The sequence below is a fragment of the Corallococcus sp. AB049A genome, from assembly GCF_003668885.1.
Lineage (GTDB): Bacteria > Myxococcota > Myxococcia > Myxococcales > Myxococcaceae > Corallococcus > Corallococcus interemptor.
In genome coordinates this window covers 1-14,980 of record NZ_RAWL01000206.1, presented here as the reverse complement: position 1 = coordinate 14,980, position 14,980 = coordinate 1, and the positions used below count along the sequence as shown (strand labels likewise).

Below are 14,980 nucleotides of genomic sequence, written 5' to 3'. Positions count from 1 at the left end.
ACCCCACCCCGCCCACCAGCGCGGGCAGGTCCAGGCCGTCGCCGAACGTCGCGCGGGTGATGCCCGCCGCCAGGCCGAAGGCCACCATCACGAACAGGTCCCCGATGATGACCAGCGCCATCAGGAACTCCGTGAAGGGCCCGCGCGCGGACGTCTCCTGCACGATGGCGATGGTCACCGTGGGGGAGAACGACACCACCACCGTGGACAACAGCGCGCTCACCGCCAGGGCCTGCGGCACCGTCATGGGGGTGAGGAACGGCAGCACGGGCTTGAGCGCGAACGTCGCCCCGAAGCACACCGCGAACGTCACCCCGCACACCGCCGCGCAGAGCAGCGCCACGCGCGCGCCCACCCGGCGGATGAGCCCCAGGTGCAGCTCCGTGCCCGCGACCAGCGCGATGAGGCTCACCGCCAGCCCCTTCACCAGCTCCAGCCCCTTCACGCCCGCGTTGGGGATGAAGCCCAGCGCGTACGGCCCCACCGCCACGCCCACCAGGAGGTAGCCGGTGAGGCGAGGCAGGCCCATCCCCTTGGCCACCTTGCCGGCGAACAGGCCGCACAACAGGAGCGCGCCCGCCGCCAGCAGCACCGGCGTGCCGGCGTCCGCGCGCACCGCCTGGGCCTGGGTGATGGCCGCCAGCAGCGCCATGAGCAGGAGCAGCCGGAAGATGGACCCCTTCATGCCGCCACCCCCGCGTCACCGGCGGAGGGCGTCTGGGGCGCGGCCGGGCCCCGGGGCTCCGCGGCCAGCACGTGCCGGAAGGCCCCGTGCGCGAGCATCTCGTTGACGACCGCGCCCACCGCCACCACGTCCAGCACCCGCTGCGACAGCGAGCCCGGCACCAGCATCACGTATTCAGCGACGAGGCACAGCGCGAGCCCGCCCTGGGAGATGAGCGCGTAGCCAAAGCGCGGCGGCAGGTCCAACACGCCCGCAGTGAGCCGCTGCGCGAACCGTCCGCCCAGCACCTTGCCCAGGAAGCGCAGCCCCACGTACGCGGGCAAGAGCGCCCACGCGGACACGTCGCGCGCGTGGATGTGGCAGCCCACCATGAACACCAGCAGGAGGTACGTGGGCCGCTCCACGCGCGACAGCGCCCGGGACACCCGCTCCGCGGTGCGCCCGCCCATGAGCGCCAGCGTCGCGCCGCACGCCACGCCCGCCAGCAGGGACGACAGCCGCAGGTACGCCGCCGCGCCGCCCACCAGCGCCACCATGCCCAGCGTCACCGTGGTCTGCTCCGCCAGGTCCTTGAGCGAATACGTGAGGAACGCCAGCAGCGCGCCGCACGCCACGCCCAGCAAGAGCGCCAGCGACACCAGGCCCAGCCCCTCCGCCGCGTTGCCCGTGGCCCCCAGCACCAGGCCCAGCGCGAGCACGCCCAGGCCCACCGCGTCGTCCATCATCGTGAGCAGCGCCACGCCCAGGCCGCGCGCGCGCTCCAGCCGGCCGTTGCGGTAGCCCAGCACCGCGAAGTGGCCGGAGGACAGGCTCGCCGCCGCGCCCAGGAGCGCCGCCGCGCCCACCGCCACCAGGGGCCTCAGGCCCATGGACAACAGCAGCGGGACGGACAGGGGCAGCGCGACGAAGAGGAACGCCGTGCCCGCGTGCGCGACCGCCGCCGCGTAGACGGGCCGGGGCAGCAGCCGCAACAGGCGCGGCTCCAGGTTGAGCCCCAGCAGCACGCCCCCCGTGCCCAGCCCCAGCGCCACCAGCGGGCGGAGCGATTCCAGGTTGCGCGCGGTGAGCACGCCCAGGAGGGACGGCCCCAGCAGGGCGCCGAAGATGAGGAACAGCAAGCCGCTGGCCGCCAGCTGCGCCAGCGCCGGGAACCGGCCCGGATCCAGGAGCGACCGGCTGGACGCGAGCAGCGACAACGCCGCGACGATGAGGAAGACGAGCAGCGCTTGCACGCGACGTGCTTACACCCACGCGCCCCCGGGCGTCATCAACGCCGGTGCGTGGGCGCCGCCATGACGGGCAGGGCCACCAGGCGCCCCATGGGCGGGTCGTCCGCGTCCATCTCCAGCTGCACGCGCTGGAGGATGCGGTCCATCTCCTCCTGAGGGAGGGCGGGCAGCACGCTCACCAGCACGACGCGGTCTTCATCCGCGCCCAGCGCGAGGCTGCGCAGACCGGCGAACACCGGCACCTCCGCGGACAGTGCCGCGGCGGCGCTCCGTGCGCGGATGACCAGCGGTTCCGGGATGCCGAACTCCCGGAGCCGGCGGATCGCCCGCTCGGTCGCCTCCACCTGTTCGAGGAACGTGATGACCAGGTACACGCGGCCGTCATACCGGAAAGCCGCGCTTCCTGTCCCCCGTTACTCGTTGCCACCCGGCTGCGCGGGCTCTTCCGGAGCCTTGGCCGGAGCGGCGGGCGCCTCGGAAGACGCAGGGGCATTCCCCGCCTGGCCCTCCATGGCGGCGCGGGCGGCGCGCTTGCCCTCTTCAATCAGCTTCTTGACCTTCTGCCCGCCCTTGCGCCCGATCTCCTCATAGAAGTTCGGACCGCGGGTGGCCTTGACGCGATCGCCGCCCTTCTTGCCGATCTCCTCGTAGAACTTGGCGCCGCGCTCGGCCTTCACGGTCTCGCCACCCTTGCGGCCGATCTCCTCGTAGAAGGAGCGACCGCGCTCGGCCTTCACCGTGGCGCCGCCCTTGCGGCCGATGGTCTCGTAGAACTCGCGACCGCGCTCGTTGCGGACCGTCTCGCCGCCCTTACGCCCGGCCTCAGCCACCGTCATGCTGCCCTTGTTGTCCTTGTCCGTCATGTCCGTGTCTCCTCTCGTGACTGCCCGACCCCGTCCGCGCCTTGTTGTCCCTTGCCTGAAACCTTGGGACGGAAGCGCCCCGATGCAAGCAAGCTCCGTACACCGCCAGCCGTTCTCTCCAGACATTGCATGCATAATCCCCAAGGATTTCGCGCGCTTGTCGGGCCTGCTGGGCATCCGGACGGGACGGGTGATTGCCCGGCAGGACGCTCTCGTTGTTCACAACAATTCAGCCCTCGTTGCCGATTCCCTGCTCGGTTCCCACCTTGTGCGCAACGCCTGACACATGGGCTTCGCGGGCGATGGGGGAGGTTTCCTTGGCGAGCAGCAGCGGACTGAAGACCTGGTTGCGGATCCTCGCGCCCATGGTCGTCTCCATTGGCGGGCTGGTGATGCTCCGGCTGTTGGGGCCGGACTTCATCGATCAGCGGACCATCCGGGAGCTGTTGCTCCCCCTGGGTGACTACGCCCCCCTGGCGTACGTGGCCTTCCTGGCCGTGCGGCCCCTGACGCTGTTGCCCGGTCAGGTGATCACCGCGGTGGGCGGGATGATGTTCGGAACCCTTGCCGCGACCCTCTATTCACTAACGGGCAGCTTCCTGTCCGCCACCCTGCTCTTCTTTGTTGCTCGCAAGCTGGGCACGCGGCCCATGCAGCGGCTGTGCGGCAGCAAGTACTCCGCCATCTCCAAGGCGGCGCGCCGGCACGACTTCCAGTTCACGTTCCTGGCCTGCCTCAATCCGTTGTGCCCCACGGACATCATGCTGATCGCCGGCGCGGCGAGCGGCGCGCGCTTCTGGCCCTCTGTCATGGGCGTCGTGCTGGGGACCATCCCGGGCACCTTCCTCACCGCGCAGTTCGGCAGTGGCCTCGCGCAGGGCCGCACGGTGATGACCGCCGTGTCCGCGGTGGGCATGGTGGTGTCGCTGGTGCTGGGCGTCATCTTCGGTCGGAGGTTCTACAAGGAAGTCAACGAGGCACCGGTGGAGGCCCCCGAGCCCGAGACCGAGACCGCGCGCGGCCTGCCCGCCGCGAAGGAAGTGCTCACCACGCCGTGACGCCAGGGGACGCAACTTCCCGGGCTGGGTTCGGATAACCTACCCGAGCCCACTTCCCCCGGTGGCTGGAGGTCTCCATGAGCACGATTGACCGCACCCGTTCCCTCGCCGTGCCGTCCTCCACCCCGAAGGCGGCCACGGAGCCGCTGGCGAAGAAGCCGGCGCCGCACCAGCCCGCGTTCCAGAAGTCCTCGTTCGAGCCGTCGCCGGCGCAACAGAAGAACCTGCTGGGCGGCCTCATCGACGCGGCGGTGGGCGGCATCAAGGACATCCCCCGCTTCGTGGAGATGGGCGCGAACGTCTTCAACGCCACCACGGTGAAGGAGATCACCAGCCTCTTTGGCGGCGCGAAGCCGGACCGCGCGCAGGACGGCATGTTCGTGGGCGCGGGCGGCAAGGTGCTGCCGTCCACGACGAAGCTGGGGGACGTGCCGGGCGTCACGCCGAAGAACAACCCGAACCCGGACAAGACGCTCCTCTACGTCAACGGCATCATGACGCCGACGGCGGGCCAGCTGGGGGAGATGCAGGCGCTGGCGGACAGCTCCGGCGCGAAGGTGGTGGGCATCCACAACGCCACGGAAGGGCTGGTGAAGGACCTGGCCCAGTGCGTGACGGACAAGCTGGACAAGGGCAAGAACCCCGCCGTGGACACGCTGGCGGACACGCTCTACTCGGAGCTGAAGGCCGGCCGTGACGTGCACCTGGTGGGCTACAGCCAGGGTGGCCTCGTCACCGCGCGAGCGCTCAACGACGTGGCGAAGCGGCTGCGCGTGGAGGATGGCCTGTCCCCCGCGCAGGTGGAGGCGAAGCTGAGCCACCTGCAGGTGGAGACCTTCGGCGCCGCGTCCACGAAGTACCCGGACGGCCCCAAGTACGTGCACTACGTCAACAACGCGGACCCGGTGCCCACGCTCACCGGCCTGGGCGGCGACGTGGATCCGCTGGCCTTCCTGAAGGACGCGGGCAAGGGCGCGGTGGTCCACCGCTTCACCGACGGCAACCTGAACCCCCTCAGCAACCACATGCTGGACACGCTCTACCTGAAGCACCGCGTGGACTTCGACCAGGCCCGGCAGAACCAGTTCTAGTTCCAGGGTCGCATGAGCCGGGGCGCGGCTAGGATGCCGCGCCCATGAAGCCCTTCCCTGTCGCAACCGCCCTCACCATCGCCGGCTCGGACAGCGGCGGTGGCGCGGGCATCCAGGCCGACCTCCGCACCTTCTCCTTCCACCGCGTCCACGGCACCAGCGCCGTGACGGCCATCACCGCGCAGAACACGCGGGGTGTCACGCGCGTGGACCTGCTGCCCCCGGAGTCCGTCACCGCGCAGGTGGACGCCGTCGTGTCGGACATGCGCGTGGACGCGGTCAAGGTGGGCATGCTGGCCCAGCGCGCGCTCATCGACGCCGTGGCGGATCAGCTCTCCCGCGTGTCGCTGGGCCCCATCGTGGTGGACCCGGTGATGGTGTCCCGCGCGGGATCGCAGCTCATCGACAACGAGGCGGTGGAGGCGCTGCGCACGCGCATGCTGCCCCTGGCCGCCATCCTCACGCCCAACCGCCACGAGGCGAAGCTGCTCGCGGGCATGGAGATAGAAACGCTGGAGGACATGCGCGAGGCCGCCCGGCGCATCCACGCACTGGGCTCGCGCGTGGTGCTGGTGAAGGGCGGCGGCATGCCGGGCGCGCTGCGCGGCACGGACGTGTGGTTCGACGGGACGCGGATGGAGACGCTGTCCGTGGCGCCCGTGGACACGCCGAACACGCACGGCACCGGGTGCACGCTGTCCGCCGCGATCGCCGCGAGGCTCGCGCTGGGCGCCCCGCCGCTGGAGGCCGTGCGGCTGGCGAAGGAGTACGTCACCTCCGCCCTGCGCTACCCGCTCGCCGTGGGCCACGGGAACGGCCCCATCGGGCACTTCTTCCAGCTGCTGCCCAAATAGACACATGCAATTGATTGCAAAGATAGACACTCAAATGAAACATGTATTTATTTGATACATGTTTCATCCGGGTCAAGCGCCACCCACTGAAATCATGAGCATGTAGGCATTGCAAAATTGTCTTCCGGCGGACTGCGCTCCCTGCCCACCTGATCATTGCTTCATGTAGGCACGGCCGATCGGGATTCCAGGGCTGTTCGGCCGTTCAGGTCAGCGCGTGGCGGAAATGGCTAAAAGTCTGTTCAGTGCCCGTTCAGGCGCACGAACGGCCCCGCGAAAAACCACGGAAAGAGCGTTCAGTGCTTGGTGGCGTCTGAATCGATCCCGTCGATGCCCGGCAGCCGCTGCGCGAGCAGCCCCAGCAGCTCCTGGGTGGACAGGCGGGCGGCGGCGTCCTTGCCCTCCAGCACGCCGGCCACCAGGGCCCGCTTCTGCTCATGGAGCGAGAGCATCTGCTCCTCGATCGTCCCGCGCGCCACCAGCCGGTAGACCGTGACGGGGCGCTGCTGGCCGATGCGGTGGGCGCGGTCGGAGGCCTGGTCCTCCACGGCCGGGTTCCACCAGGGGTCCAGGTGGATGACGCTGGTGGCGGCCGTCAGGTTGAGGCCGAAGCCGCCCGCCTTGAGTGAAATCAGGAACAGGGGGGCGTCCCCCTCCTGGAAGGCGCGCACGCGCTCCGCACGGGCCCCGGCGGGCGTGGAGCCGTCCAGGTACTCGTAGGCGATGCCCTGCGCGTCCAGCACCTCGCGGACCAGGGCCAGGTGGGAGGTGAACTGGCTGAACACCAGTGCACGGTGCCCCTCCTCGCGCAGCTCCTGGATGAGCTCCAGGAAGCGCTCCAGCTTGGAGGACTCCAGCCTGGACGCCTCGTCGTACAGGCGCGGGTGCGACGCGAGCAGCCGCAGCCGCGTCAGCGCCGCCAGCACCTCGATGCGGCGCTCCTGGTCCTTCATCTTCGACTTGCGCGTCTCCAGGTCGGACAGGGCCGCCAGGCGCGCGTCCTCGTAGAGCGTCCACTCCGGTGGCGACAGCACCACGGGCACCTTCACGTCCGTGCGCGGCGGCAGCTGCGCCTCCACCTGGGCCTTGGTGCGGCGCAGGAGGAAGGGCTGGAGCACCCGGGCCAGCGCGGGCGCGGCCGTGGGGTCCACCTGCTTCTCGATGGGCGCGGCGAAGCGGTTGCGGAACGCCTCCAGGCTGCCCAAAAGCCCCGGGAAGACGACGGCGAAGAGGGCCCACAGCTCGCCCAGGTGGTTCTCCAGCGGCGTGCCGGACAGCGCGAACCTGAAGTCGCTCTGGAGTGCCCGCGCCGCGCGGAAGCGCTGCGTGGCCGCGTTCTTCAGCTGCTGGGCCTCGTCGAAGACGACGGTGGCGAAGCGAATCGAGGCCAGCCGCTCGATGTCGCGCACCAGCAGGCCGTAGCTGAGCACCAGCACGTCGCGAGGCCCCAGCCGCTCCAGCGTGCCGCCCCGGTCCTCCGCGTCGGAGAAGATCGTCACCTTGAGGGACGGAGCGAAGCGCTTCGCCTCATCGCGCCAGTTGAAGGCCACGGACGTGGGCGCCAGCACCAGCGCGGGCCCGTGCTTCGCGCGCTCCAGCAGCACGGCCAGGGCCTGCACCGTCTTGCCCAGGCCCATGTCGTCCGCCAGCACCCCGCCCGCGTTCCACGACGCCAGCCGCGTGAGCCAGCGGAAGCCTTCCAGCTGGTAGTCGCGCAGCTCCGTCTTGAGCGTCGCGGGCACCCGGGGCTTGAGCTCCTTCGCCGCGAAGATGCGCTCGACGAGCGTCTTCCAGGACGCGTCCGCGTCGATGAGCGCGCCCGCGGTGCCCAGCCCCGCCAGGGCCTCCGCCGCGGACGGGCCCACCTCCAGCCCGTGCTTGGACAGGTACGCGTGGTCCGCCAGCTTCTCCAGCTGCTCGCGCAGCGCCGCTTCGATCTCCACCCACGTGCGCGCGTCCACCTGGACGAAGCGCTCCTTGCGCCGGGCCGCGTCCAACAGCCGCGCCAGCTCCACGCGCTCGCCCTCCACGGACAGACCGCCCAGCACGCCGAACCACTCGCGCTTGCGCTCCAGGACGACCTTCAGGTCCCCTGCCCCGCGCTTGGGCACCAGCCGCATGGACGCGCCCACCCACTCCAGCTCCGGCCGGGGCTCCATCTCCGCGCACGCGGCCAGCACCGCCAGCCCGCCCTGCGCGCTGTGGAAGAGGAAGCAGAACGGCAGCTCCTGCGGCTCCGCGGTCTGCAAGGGCAACCGCGCCTGGAGCGCGGCGGCCGCCGTCAGCTCGCGCCCGAAGTCGCGCACCGCGTGGAACGACCGCGTGTCCCGCCGCACGTGCACATCCCGAGGCCCCTCACCCGGCAGGTACGCCGGGCCGTCCGGCAGCGCGCGAAGCCGCAGCTCCAGCCGCACCGCGCCCCCGGGCTGTCCCTCCAGCCGGAGCACCGGGAGCTGCTGCGGCGCGATGGATTCCCCCATCACGCTGCGGGGCATGGCCACCGGCAGGCGCACGGAGAACTTCGACAGCTGCTCCAGCAGCGCCCCGTGGCTCTCCGGAGGAAACGCGTTGCCGTGCCGCTGGAGCACCGTGGCCAGCGCGCGCACCTCCGGGCTCACGTCCAGCACCGTGAGCACGCTCGTGCCTTCGTCCCAGAGGAAGACGGCATCCTCCGGCTTCGCCTTGCGTACGCGCTCCAGCAGCGACGGAGGCAGCACGGTGCCGTCCACGCCCGCGTTCACCAGCACGGTGCCGGCCCGGTCCTCGGCGACCAGGCCCACCTTCGCGCGCTCGATGCGCACGGGGATGTCCTGCGTGCCCTCCAGCGACAGGCGCGGATGGTTGATCAGCTCGAACAGCAGCGCGCGCGACGCGGGGGCGGTGCTGTCGGAGAGCAGCGCGGCGATGCGCGAGTCCGCGGGGCCCAGCTGCGAGCCGTACTCCTGGAGCAGCTTGCGCCGGGTGAGCTTCGCACCCATGGAGCGCTGGCCCTTCTTCGTGCGCCGGTGCACGTACGGCGCGACCTCCACGCCGTACCCTTCGATGACATCCAGCCGCCAGGAGATCTCCACGCCCCCGCCGCCCGGGCTCTCCTCCACCGCCCGCTCCAGCGCGCGCAGCGTCCGGGCCCACGCGGGCCGCACCAGCTCCTCCAGCGTCTCGCCGAAGGCCTCCGTCCAGCGCTGCCGCAGCCAGAGCAGCGTGGTGTCCACCGCCGCCAGCTGGTGCACGCAGAACGTCGCGCCGCAGGAACAGTCCACCGTCACGCCGGACGGGCTGAACGTCAGCCGCGCCTCCGGCAGGATGAAGCCCGAGCCCGGCGGAGACACCGGCTGCTCGGAGATGCGCGTCTCCTTGAGGCGGAAGCCCGGCAGGTCCGGCTCCTCCACCAGCGCCTCCAGCGACAGCGCCCGCTCCGGACGCGGCGCGATGCCCGGAGGCACCCGGGCACGCCACGCCATCAGCATCCCGTGGACCGTGTGCGTGCGCTTGTCTGGCGGAGGCACCAGCCGCTCCGCGACGGAGGCGCGCGCTTCGATGGCGGCCTGCCGCTCGTCCTCCACGTAGCGCCAGGCCAGCTTCGGCAGCAGGTCGCGCATGCGCGGCGTGGGCAGCATCTCCGCCGTCCAGCGGTCGAGCGTGTCCTGGGCCAGTACCTCCATCAGCCGGCGGCGGGAGATGACGGCGCGCACCTGCGGCAGGTACGCGGCCTCCACGCGCGGGGTGAGCAGCGCCAGGCTCAGGCGCGCCAGGTGCTCCAGGCCTTCCGCCTTGAGCCACGCGCGCAGGTCCGCCTCCGTCTGGAACGGGGGCGCGAGGGGGTCCTGCGAGGGCCTGGGATGGGACGGGGGAGACTGCTCGGCCATGGGGACTGACGACGACGAACGCGTCAGTCTACCTTGGCCACGCGGCGGCGATCACCGAGGAACTCTTCCACTCCCAGCACGATGTTCTTCGCCACCTCGTCCTGGTAGCGCTCGGACGCCAGGCGCTTCTCTTCTTCCGAGTGCGACAGGAAGGACGTCTCCACCAGGATGGCGGGCATCTTCGCGCCCAGGAGCACGTAGAACAGCGCCTCCTTGTGGCCCAGGTCCTTGATGCCGTCGTACTGGGCGGACAGGCCCGTCACCAGGTTGTGCTGCACGGCGTTCGCCAGCCGGCTCGACTCCTCGGTGTTCGCCTTGGTGGCCAGGTCCGCCAGGATGAACTGCAGGTCGCTGATGCCCTTCTCGGAGGACGCGTTCTCGCGAGCGGCCAGGCGGATGGAGTAGCGGTCCGCGGACGTGTTGAGCGTGTACGTCTCGATGCCGCGCAGCTTGTGCGTCGCCGCCGAGTTGCAGTGCACCGAGATGAACAGGTCGCCGTGCGCCTCGTTGGCCAGCTTCGCGCGGTCCTCCAGGCGGATGAACGTGTCGTCGTCGCGGGTGAGCACGACCTCCAGGCCCTTCTCCCGCAGGCCGTCCGCGACCTTCTTGGAGATGGCCAGCGCCACGTCCTTCTCCTTCGTCCCCGCCTTGCCAATGGCGCCGGAGTCATGGCCGCCATGGCCCGCGTCGATGACCACGCGGCGCACCTTCAGCCCCAGCTGCTCCGCCAGCGTCAGCTCCGCGTGGCGCGACTGCTTCGCCACCGCCTTGAGCCGCGCCTGCGCGACCTGCGCGTCCACCGGCGCCGTCACCGGACGGGGCGCCTCGGGCTTCGTCTCGGGCTTCGACGCCACGGTCACGGGAGCGGCCGGCTTCGGAGCACTCTCCGCCACCGCCGGAGCCTTCGCCACCACGGCCGGGACCTCCGGCTTCACGGGCTGCGAGGTCGCGTGAGAGGAAGCCACGGCCTCCGGGGCCTTCGCGGCGTCCTTCGCATCCACGGCCCGGTCGGCGACGGTGGGCGCGTCCACGATGTTCGGCGCCGCGTCCTTCGCGGAGGTGTCAGCGCTTGAAGCCTGGGCCGGCGCCGGCTCACGAGCGAGCCGGGTGATGGCATCCACCAGCGGCGAGCTGGGGTTCGCGGCGGCGACGGCGGTGTCCGGCGTGGACTTCACGACGGGGGGCAGCGGCTTCACCGTGGGCTTCGCGGGAGGCGTCTTGCTGGGCGGGGGCAGCGAGGCCAGCAGCGACTTGAGCTCCTTGGACTGGTCACCTTTGGGGTTCGTCGCCAGCGACTCGTTGAGGATCTTCCGGGCCGCCTCCGGCTTGTCCAGGCGGTTGACGTGGATGCGCGCCAGCGCCAGCGCCGCGTCATCCGCGAGCCGGTGCTTCGGGTGGGCCTCCACCAGCTTCGAGTAGTCCGAGATGGCGGCCTGCAGGTCCTCGTCCACGAAGGAGATGCGGCTCAACTCCTGGAGCAGGTCGCCCGCGGTGAAGAGGGCGTCGGGGGCGCGCTCGCTCTTGGGGAAGCGGGTGGCCACGGCCTCGAAGCGGTGGACGACGTTGAGCCAGTGGTGGCGCAGCTTGCGGCGGGACGCGTCGTCCTTCAGGGCGTAGTACGCGCGGCGGGCCTGCTGGTACGCCTCCTCCGCTTCGTTGCGCTTGGCGGCTCCGACGGCGCTCGGGGCCGTGAGGAGCAGCACGGGCAGCACGAAGTGGGAGAAGCGCATGCGCATGGAAGCCTCCGGACGTTGCAGCTACAGGCGTGTGTCACACGGCCTCCGGGGGCCAGCAACTTTTCAACCCCACCTGTCCGTCCGTCAGCGCACCCAGCCCAGCTTCCGCGCCAGCTCCTCGTCGATGACGCGGCACCACCCCGGCTCCGAGGGCACCACGGCGGCCAGCACCTTGCCGCCGTTTCGCACCGGGGCCCGCTGGGGGCGGCAGCGCGCCCGCACGGCGTGTTTCACGTCCTGGCGGAAGAAGTGCGCGGGGAACACGGCCTCGCCCTTCCCTTCCGGCAGATAGCCGTCATCCGGGGTGAGCCACACCAGCGCGCCCAGGCGCAGGGGCACCACCTCCCGGCGCCACAGCCGCCGCACCTCCCAGGCGAAGCCGCCCAGCGCCACCAGCGCGCCCAGGCCCAGGCCCCAGGGCAGCAGCCCCACCCGGGCCGCCCGCGCCCGGGCGTAGGTCGCCTCGCGAGGCCGTCCCGGCTGGGACGGGTCCACCAGGAGCTGCACCCGGGCACCATGGCCCAGGCCGGCCGCGTGATCCGCGCTCGTGCGGACCCCTGACACGGAGTGGTCTTCACCGGCGAACGTGTAGAGGACATCCAGCGTGCCCTCGGCGTCCTCGCGCTGGTTCAAAGGGGGCGCGTGGCTGAGCCCCACCACCGCGTCCACCAGCTCCGCGCTGGCGGTGAAGCGCTGCTCCTCGATGAAGTAGCGGCCGACGTAGCCAGCGCCCAGGCCCAGCGCGGCGATGACGACCAGGCCCAGCACCACCCCGCGAACCAGCCGCGTCACCGCCCCAGGGACCTGGGCGATCCGGACACGGCGGGGAGCATGGGGAATGGCGAGCTGCATAGCGGGCGCGGAGCCTACTTCACGGCTGCGGCTCGCGCTCCATTCAGGCGGAATCCAGATTCCACGCCCCTTCTTCCCACCGCTTCAGCACCTCCGAGGCCTCGAACGCCGCCAATCCTTCCCCGCTCGCGGCGTGTTCCAGGACGGCCTTCGACACAGCCTGGAACCGCGACACGCACAGCCCCCACGGCCCATTGGAGAATGAGCACCCCGAGCGCCCCTACCGTCGCCCGACAAGAGCAAGCCATGAAGCGCCGGAGTGGCTCGGAGCTCCGGGGTCGGCTGGGATGGTCGTGTGGCCTCCGAAGGGTCTCATCGCCCTCGAAGCAGGTCAGCCTCACGGCGTAGGATTCCGCCATCGCGTCGAAACCGCAGAGGGGGAATCATGAAGGCGAACGGATTCGTGGTGCTGGCGGCCGTACTGGCGTGGATGGGTGTGGCGGAAGCGGAGCCCCAGCCGGCCCAGCTCGTCATCTGGGGCGGCGGCAAGGACACCGCGGAAGCCGAGGCGTCCCTGGGCCGGTGGCAGGAGCGTGTGAGGAACAAGGTCTGGGACGGGACGCTGAAGGTGGCCGAGGGCTACCCGCGCATCGTGAAGAGCGACACCGTGCCAGGGCTCAAGCCGGGCTTCATGGTGGTGGTGCTCGGCGCCTGTGCGCCGGCGGAGGGTCCAAAGGTCCTGGAGACGCTCAAGGCCTTCGAGCCGGGCGCGTACACGCGCGACGTGACGTGGGCGCAGCCCCTGGCGTGCCCCCAGCTGGGCCCCGAGTGGCGCGTCCTCCAGTCGAAGTCGTGGAAGAAGAAGGACGGCACCCTGACCGCCGTCCTGCTGCAGGGCCCGGAGTCGAAGGATGCGTACCATCCGACCCTCCAGGCCCTGCGCGTGATGCTGCGTGCCCCCGACGGGGAGCTGCTCGGCGTGGACGAGCGCAGCGGCGACCCCAGCGAGAACGACTTCGCGAAGCAGCCGGGCTTCATCCCCACCCTGGACGGCTCGGGGCCGACGGTGACGTACCTCGACATCGGGGCCGGCTGCACGGCGGGCCCGAACGTCTACGAGACGCGGGTGAGGTACAGCACCGCTGGCGAAACGCTGACGCCCCAGACCCGCACCGAGACCCTCGTGGACAACACCCACAACTGCGACCGGTAGGCGCCTACGCGGCGGGCCGGACCACGAGGACGTCGCAGCCGGCCTCGCGAATCACGTCCGTCGCCACGCTCCCCAGCAGGATTCGCGACACGCCGGAGCGGGCCTGGGTGCCGAGCGCGAGCAGGTCCGCCCGGTGCCGGCGCGCCTCCTTCAGGATGATGGAGTACGGGCTGCCGTGCTCCAGGGCCTGACGGTACCGCAGGCCCAGCGCGTCCAGGTGCCGGTGCAGGGAGCGCAGCTGGCGCAGCGCGCCCTCCTTGAACCGCTCCCGGTACCGCGCGCGCTCGTCACGCGTCAGCCCGGGGAAGACCATGTACTCCAGCGGTGACTCGTACGCGTGGATGAGCCGCAGCGGGGTGTGCGGCTCCAGCACGGCGGGCAGGAACTCCACGGCGCGCCGCGACGTGTCCTCGTCATCCACGGCCACCAGGGGATGGCGGTACGGGGCCTCCACCAGCCCGTGGACCACGAGCACCGGGGACGGGCCATACCGGATGACGTGATCGGCGGTGGAGCCCAGGAACAGGTCCCGGACCGGCCGGCGGCCATGCCGGCCCAGGACGACCAGGTCCGCGCCAATCGACTGGGCCAGGCTCACCAGGGTGGGAGCCGGCTTCCCTGTCACCAGCCGCGCCTCGACGGAGGCGCTGGAGCCCGCGGCGTGAAGCGCGGCGTGGAGCTCATGCGCGATGACCGCCAGCGTCCGCGAAGCCCGCTCCCGGGCCTGCGCCACCAGCTCCTTGGGGGCGCGTCCCGGCAGCACGTGCACCAGGATGACGGCCGCCTCCGGGGCGAGCGGCAGGCGGGCCGTCCGCTCCACCGCCCGCGCTCCCGAGAGCGAAAAGTCGGTGGCGACCAGCACGGACTTCAGGAGCGTTGGCGGCGGGCTTCGCGTGGGGGACATTCCCTAGGATAGGCAACCCCCTGTCCAGGCCGCGCCCCCACGCCTCCGGGGGCCCTGCCCCTTGCTCGCCGGCACGCTAGCGCTTCATGCGCTCCAGGAAGGAGGCCGCGTTGCGAGGCCCGATGCCCTCGAAGTTGCCCAGGCGGTTGCCCATCTCGCGCAGGTAGCGGATCCACTGCTCCTGCCTGGACAGCCCCGGCGGCATGCCCATGCCCGGGGACATGCTGGCGAAGTCCTTCACCACGGACGCGAAGGTGTTCAGGTCCCGGAGGGCAGGCTTGCCTCCCGTCAGCGCGGTGTCGGACAGCGAGTGGAGCATCCGGTAGCGCTGATCCGGGGTGAGCCCGAAGTCATTGGCCACCTTGTTCAGCTGGGGCAGCGTCGTGTCGGCGGTGGTGAAGAACTCCGGGAAGGTCTTTCCCAGGCCGAGCACCTGGTCGCGCGTCCACCCGGTGGACTTCACCAGCGACTCCACCTGCTCCGGTGACGAGTACTTCTCCAGGTTGAGGACCTGCTCCGGGTCCGCGCCCGAGCGGCTCAGCAGCGTGCGCTGTTCCGCGCGCAGCTGGGACGCGGCCTCGTATTCCTGCCGCGCCACGATGCCCATGCTGACCAGTTCACCCACGACGTAGACCGCCGCGCCCGCCGCAGCCAGCGGCGCCCCCACGCCCGTGGAGCCCAGCGCGATG

At 71.1% G+C, this 14,980-nt stretch carries 13 protein-coding genes and 1 pseudogene; 4 read left to right on the top strand and 10 right to left on the bottom strand.

The annotated features are described in order from the left end of the window. From D7X55_RS21910 to D7X55_RS44190, 5 genes and pseudogenes are all read right to left on the bottom strand, one after another. Positions 1-685: pseudogene (locus D7X55_RS21910) on the bottom strand (transporter); the annotation flags it as partial. Continuing rightward, on the bottom strand, positions 682-1,917 hold the full coding sequence (locus D7X55_RS21905; RefSeq protein WP_120547643.1) for a sodium:proton exchanger: 1,236 nt from the start codon (positions 1,915-1,917) through the stop codon (positions 682-684). The gene D7X55_RS21905 and the pseudogene D7X55_RS21910, both read right to left, overlap by 4 nt. 35 nt (positions 1,918-1,952) lie before the next feature. Continuing rightward, a complete protein-coding gene (locus D7X55_RS21900) occupies positions 1,953-2,288 on the bottom strand; it encodes a hypothetical protein (protein WP_120547644.1) in 336 nt (111 codons plus the stop codon). Between the two features lie 39 nt (positions 2,289-2,327). Next, complete coding sequence (locus tag D7X55_RS21895; RefSeq protein WP_120547645.1) at positions 2,328-2,777, bottom strand: general stress protein; 450 nt, start codon at positions 2,775-2,777, stop codon at positions 2,328-2,330. Between the two features lie 229 nt (positions 2,778-3,006). Then, positions 3,007-3,144 carry a hypothetical protein gene (locus D7X55_RS44190; protein WP_199747069.1) on the bottom strand — a complete coding sequence of 46 codons (138 nt, stop codon included), beginning with the start codon at positions 3,142-3,144 and terminating at the stop codon, positions 3,007-3,009. Here D7X55_RS44190 and D7X55_RS21890 point away from each other — a divergent pair. The 3 genes from D7X55_RS21890 to thiD all read left to right on the top strand — a co-directional run bounded on the left by D7X55_RS21890 (position 3,143) and on the right by thiD (position 5,780). Continuing rightward, positions 3,143-3,835: a TVP38/TMEM64 family protein gene (locus D7X55_RS21890; RefSeq protein ID WP_233609988.1), complete on the top strand. Its 693-nt coding sequence runs from the start codon at positions 3,143-3,145 to the stop codon at positions 3,833-3,835. The two genes, D7X55_RS44190 and D7X55_RS21890, sit on opposite strands and share 2 nt — an antisense overlap. Positions 3,836-3,912: 77 nt before the next feature. Next, the gene (locus D7X55_RS21885) at positions 3,913-4,926 is read left to right on the top strand and encodes a hypothetical protein (protein ID WP_120547647.1); all 1,014 of its coding nucleotides are present in this window, start codon (positions 3,913-3,915) and stop codon (positions 4,924-4,926) included. 44 nt (positions 4,927-4,970) lie between these two features. Continuing rightward, on the top strand, positions 4,971-5,780 hold the full coding sequence (gene thiD, locus D7X55_RS21880; protein WP_121724091.1) for a bifunctional hydroxymethylpyrimidine kinase/phosphomethylpyrimidine kinase: 810 nt from the start codon (positions 4,971-4,973) through the stop codon (positions 5,778-5,780). 296 nt (positions 5,781-6,076) lie between these two features. Here the strand turns inward: thiD and D7X55_RS21875 are convergent, their stop codons facing one another. From D7X55_RS21875 to D7X55_RS21865, 3 genes are all read right to left on the bottom strand, one after another. After that, positions 6,077-9,646: a DEAD/DEAH box helicase gene (locus D7X55_RS21875; protein WP_121724090.1), complete on the bottom strand. Its 3,570-nt coding sequence runs from the start codon at positions 9,644-9,646 to the stop codon at positions 6,077-6,079. 23 nt (positions 9,647-9,669) lie between these two features. Next, positions 9,670-11,382: an N-acetylmuramoyl-L-alanine amidase gene (locus D7X55_RS21870; protein WP_120547650.1), complete on the bottom strand. Its 1,713-nt coding sequence runs from the start codon at positions 11,380-11,382 to the stop codon at positions 9,670-9,672. Positions 11,383-11,466: 84 nt separating this feature from the next. Continuing rightward, a complete protein-coding gene (locus D7X55_RS21865; RefSeq protein WP_121724089.1) occupies positions 11,467-12,234 on the bottom strand; it encodes a DUF3592 domain-containing protein in 768 nt (255 codons plus the stop codon). Positions 12,235-12,619: 385 nt separating this feature from the next. Between D7X55_RS21865 and D7X55_RS21860 the strand changes: the two genes are divergently transcribed. Further along, entirely contained in the window at positions 12,620-13,387 is a 768-nt protein-coding gene (locus D7X55_RS21860; RefSeq protein ID WP_121724088.1) for a hypothetical protein, read from the top strand. A 4-nt stretch (positions 13,388-13,391) separates the two neighbouring features. Here the strand turns inward: D7X55_RS21860 and D7X55_RS21855 are convergent, their stop codons facing one another. Together D7X55_RS21855 and D7X55_RS43460 are read right to left on the bottom strand one after the other, a co-directional pair. Then, positions 13,392-14,249, bottom strand: coding sequence for a universal stress protein (locus D7X55_RS21855; RefSeq protein ID WP_233609986.1), 858 nt, complete (start codon positions 14,247-14,249; stop codon positions 13,392-13,394). Positions 14,250-14,367: 118 nt separating this feature from the next. After that, on the bottom strand, positions 14,368-14,980 hold a 613-nt coding region (locus tag D7X55_RS43460; RefSeq protein WP_158626407.1), incomplete at its 5' end, for a hypothetical protein.

Excerpts from the sequence above, each read along its gene's own strand:
- D7X55_RS21875 (WP_121724090.1), bottom strand. The coding sequence starts at position 9,646 with ATGGCCGAGCAGTCTCCCCCGTCCCATCCCAGGCCCTCGCAGGACCCC.
- D7X55_RS21860 (WP_121724088.1), top strand. The coding sequence starts at position 12,620 with ATGAAGGCGAACGGATTCGTGGTGCTGGCGGCCGTACTGGCGTGGATG.
- D7X55_RS21885 (WP_120547647.1), top strand. The coding sequence starts at position 3,913 with ATGAGCACGATTGACCGCACCCGTTCCCTCGCCGTGCCGTCCTCCACC.
- D7X55_RS44190 (WP_199747069.1), bottom strand. The coding sequence starts at position 3,144 with ATGGGCGCGAGGATCCGCAACCAGGTCTTCAGTCCGCTGCTGCTCGCC.
- D7X55_RS21865 (WP_121724089.1), bottom strand. The coding sequence starts at position 12,234 with ATGCAGCTCGCCATTCCCCATGCTCCCCGCCGTGTCCGGATCGCCCAG.
- D7X55_RS21870 (WP_120547650.1), bottom strand. The coding sequence starts at position 11,382 with ATGCGCATGCGCTTCTCCCACTTCGTGCTGCCCGTGCTGCTCCTCACG.
- D7X55_RS21895 (WP_120547645.1), bottom strand. The coding sequence starts at position 2,777 with ATGACGGACAAGGACAACAAGGGCAGCATGACGGTGGCTGAGGCCGGG.
- D7X55_RS21890 (WP_233609988.1), top strand. The coding sequence starts at position 3,143 with ATGGTCGTCTCCATTGGCGGGCTGGTGATGCTCCGGCTGTTGGGGCCG.
- thiD (WP_121724091.1), top strand. The coding sequence starts at position 4,971 with ATGAAGCCCTTCCCTGTCGCAACCGCCCTCACCATCGCCGGCTCGGAC.